Origin of the sequence: Micromonospora sp. CPCC 206060, assembly GCF_036906895.1 — a bacterium.
Lineage (GTDB): Bacteria > Actinomycetota > Actinomycetes > Mycobacteriales > Micromonosporaceae > Micromonospora.
In genome coordinates this window covers 1-996 of sequence record NZ_JBAKHU010000245.1, presented here as the reverse complement: position 1 = coordinate 996, position 996 = coordinate 1, and the positions used below count along the sequence as shown (strand labels likewise).

Here is a 996-nt window from a genome sequence, read left to right as displayed (position 1 = left end):
TCTCCCACCGCTGGTGGTAGAGGCCGACGAGGTCGGCGGCCGGGTATCGGTGCGGGTCGAGCAGGGTGGTGATCAGCCGGTACTCGCCGGTGTGGCTGCCGTTGGTGGTGGTGATGCTGATCCGGGCCTCGATCACGCGGACGTGCTGGCCGCCGATGACCGACAGCCAGGAGCCGTCGCGGTAGCGGCGGATCAACGGCAGCCTGCGGCCGGTCTTGCAGCGGATCAGCAGGTCCGCTCCGGTCGCGGCGAACGTGGTGATCAGGTCGGCGGCGGCGTAGTTGCGGTCGGCCAACAGCAGCATCCCGGCTCGTAGGCTGCGGGCGAGCTGCCGTGCCTGTACGGTCTCGCCGGTGGCGATGGGGTCGAACACGGCGTCGATGACCGAGCGGGTGCCGCAGGCCAGCAGCGCGCTCAACCGCAGTCTCGGATAGCCGGATCCGCCGTGGTTACACCGGTGTTTGACGTAGCGACGCAGGTTGGCTGTCGAGTCGGCGACGGCGAGCACGGTGCCGTCGATGGCGACCGGCAGCAGTCCCCGCCACCACACCGCAGCGACAGCGCCGGTAGCCGCTGGGCCGCGCAGCAGGTCGAACAGCGCCCGTAACGGGGCCGGCCCGAGTCGTTGCCGGGCCTGCCGCAACGCACTGCCGCACGGGTCGGGCACCGACAGCCCGCGCAGACCCGCGATGAGTTTCGCCCAGACCTGCCGGTAGCCGCAATCGGCGAACAGGCAGCCGGCCAGCAGCAGGTACACCACCACCCGGGCCGGCAACAGACGGACCCGTTGCTGTGTACGCCGAGTCGCGGCCAGCACGTCATCGATCATCTCGAACGGCACGAGGCGGGTCAGCTCACCGAGGTGACCCGCCGCGAACGGTCCGGCAGCTACCGTGACCGTCCGGGTTATGGCAATCTGATCCACCGAGCGGGGTTCCTGGTTCGGGTTGTCTTGGAGTGACAAACCTTGATACCGGAACCCCGCCTCTCACACCC

At 69.5% G+C, this 996-nt stretch carries 1 protein-coding gene; it reads right to left on the bottom strand.

Annotation, left to right across the window (positions count from 1 at the left end; translation table 11 throughout):
• On the bottom strand, positions 1–925 hold a 925-nt coding region (locus V6U90_RS33530), incomplete at its 3' end, for an IS4 family transposase (protein WP_334445215.1).
• Positions 926–996: the final 71 nt, after the last annotated feature.